Genomic DNA, 2,519 nt, shown 5'->3' with positions numbered 1-2,519 from the left:
GCACGAACCCGCTTCGCGGGAGGGTGCGCGCGGTCAGTTCAGCGTGATCGTTTAGGTCTTTGAGCGGCTGAGGTCGCAGTTGGACCATGGAGTTTCTTTCAACGAGAGGAACTCCCCATGGTTACGTCACCGACCGCCGCTCCCACCACGCCGCTCCGCCAACGCATGCAGCAGGACATGCTGATGCGCGGCTTGGGCGTCCACACCCAGCACGATTACGTGCGTCATGTCCGGCGCTTTGCTGTCTTTCTGGGGCAGAGCCCTGACTCGGCCACACCCGATGATATCCGACGCTACCAGCTGCACCAGCATGAGAGCGGCGTCAGCCCTTCCACGATCAATGGCGCGGTCTCGGCCTTGCGCTTCCTGTTCGATGTGACGCTGAAGCGGCGGGATCTGTCGCGGGCCCTGGTGATCACCCGTTATCAGCGCCAACTGCCTGACGTGCTCAGCATCGAGGAGGCGGCCCGGTTGCTCCAGGCGGCGCCGGGCATCAAGTATAAGGCCGCGCTCGGGGTCGCGTATGGCGCGGGCCTGCGCGTCTCTGAGGTCGCCCACCTCAAGGTCGACGATATCGACAGCGCCCGCATGCTGATCCGCATAGAACAGGGCAAAGGCCGCAAGGATCGCAATGCCATGCTCTCGCCCCAGCTGCTGGAGCTGCTGCGGCTGTGGTGGCGGGAGGGCAAGCAGCGGGGCGTGATGCTGCCCCATGGCTGGCTATTTCCGGGGCGCTCCCCAACCGATCCGATCTCGTCGCGGCAATTGCATCGCGCGGTGCAGGAGGCGGCCGAGGTCGCCGGCATCCGCAAGCGGGTCAGCCCGCACACCTTGCGGCACAGCTTTGCCACGCACCTGCTGGAGCAGGATGTCGATATCCGGGTCATCCAGGTGCTGCTCGGGCACTCCAAGCTCGAGACCACTGCGCTCTACACCAAGGTCTCGACCCGCACGATCCAGGCGGTGGCCAGTCCCCTCGACCGGCTGATGGCCCTGATGGAGGACAAGCCTCCACCCGCCTGAGCCAGTGCGCGCCACTATCGAGGTTGCCGATATCTTTCGCTCTGCCGGTCCAGCCTATCGCGCGGCTCATGCCGGACACCTGAGCCTCAGCCAACTCAAGGTCATGTCGGCGATCGAGACCTGTCGCACCGCCGCTCTGGGTGGCCACGTCGAAGCCTGTTCCGACTGCGGGCATCAGCGGATCGCCTACAACTCCTGTCGCAACCGGCACTGTCCACGGTGCCAGGGCGCGGCGGCACGCACATGGTTGGAGGTCCAGGAGGCCAATCTCCTGCCGGTCGGCTACTTCCACGTTGTGTTCACGCTACCCGCCCAGGTCGCCGACATCGCCTTCCACAACAAGGCGCTGATTTACGACCTGCTGTTCAAGGCGGCGTCCGAGACCATGCTGACCATCGCAGCCGATCCAAAACACCTGGGCGCCCGCATCGGCATTACCGCCGTGCTCCACACCTGGGGCTCGGCCATGACCCACCATCCGCACATCCACATGATCGTGCCCGGTGGCGGCATCACACCGGATGGTCGGTGGATATCATCGCGGCCAGCCTTCCTGTTGCCGGTCAGGGTGCTGGGGGCGCTGTTCCGCCGGTTGTTTATGAACCGCCTGATCGAACTGCACTCCGCCGGAAAACTCGCCTTCTTCGGCAAGCTGGCAGGGCTCCGCGATCGCCGTGCCTTCCAGCGTCATCTCGCGCCGGTCCGCAAGAAGCGTTGGGTGGTTTATGCCAAAGCGCCCTTTGCCGGACCCGAGGCGGTGCTCGCCTATCTCTCGCGCTATACCCACCGCGTGGCGATCTCGAACAGCCGCCTCATCGCCTTCGACGGCAATGAGGTTACCTTCCGTTACAAGAACTATCGCAGCTCCGGCGCCAACCGGCAGCAGGTCATGACCCTGGCCGCCGACGAGTTCATTCGCCGCTTCCTGGTCCACGTCCTGCCGCGCGGCTTCCACCGCATCCGGCACTACGGCCTGCTCGCCGGCGCCGCCCGCAAGGACTGCCTCGCCCAGGCCCGCGACATGCTGGGGGTGGCGCCGGCGACGGACGAACCGCCGGCCGCCGAGACCGCCCCAGTCCCGTGCCCGCCTTGTCCCTGCTGCGGTGGCACCATGGTAATCATCGAGACCTTCGCGGCATGGTGCCAGCCGCGGGGCCCGCCGACCGCGCGACCATCAGCCCGGGAGACCATCCATGACCCGGCATGATCCGCTCGTTCAAACGGCCGCGCCACATCGTGGGCCGACGGGATGGTTCGTGCCAGGCGCCACAGTGACCATCATCATGCACGCCAATCTCATCAATACCGCCGCCGCTGAGGCTCAAAGGCTGCCCGAACGACGTCCACCTGGCGCGAGCGCCACGCCATATGCCGCGGCGCACAGCAGAACCTCAGTCACGCCAAAACGGAAAACCCCATAGCCCAGAGAATTCGGACCGCGGGTTCCTGCATGGGTGGCTTTCGTACGCCAAACAGCGCCCGAAACCCTTCACCAT

The 2,519-nt window shown here is 65.5% G+C and carries 2 protein-coding genes; both read left to right on the top strand.

Features of this window, described 5'->3' with window-relative positions:
• Positions 1–117 precede the first annotated feature (117 nt).
• The gene (locus GO014_RS18840) at positions 118–1,023 is read left to right on the top strand and encodes a tyrosine-type recombinase/integrase (protein ID WP_157291815.1); all 906 of its coding nucleotides are present in this window, start codon (positions 118–120) and stop codon (positions 1,021–1,023) included.
• 4 nt (positions 1,024–1,027) lie between these two features.
• Entirely contained in the window at positions 1,028–2,230 is a 1,203-nt protein-coding gene (locus GO014_RS18835; protein WP_343031019.1) for an IS91 family transposase, read from the top strand.
• The last annotated feature ends 289 nt before the right edge of the window (positions 2,231–2,519 follow it).

The sequence above is a fragment of the Devosia marina genome (assembly GCF_009758415.1).
Lineage (GTDB): Bacteria > Pseudomonadota > Alphaproteobacteria > Rhizobiales > Devosiaceae > Devosia > Devosia marina.
This window is presented reverse-complemented; position numbering and strand designations above follow the sequence as displayed.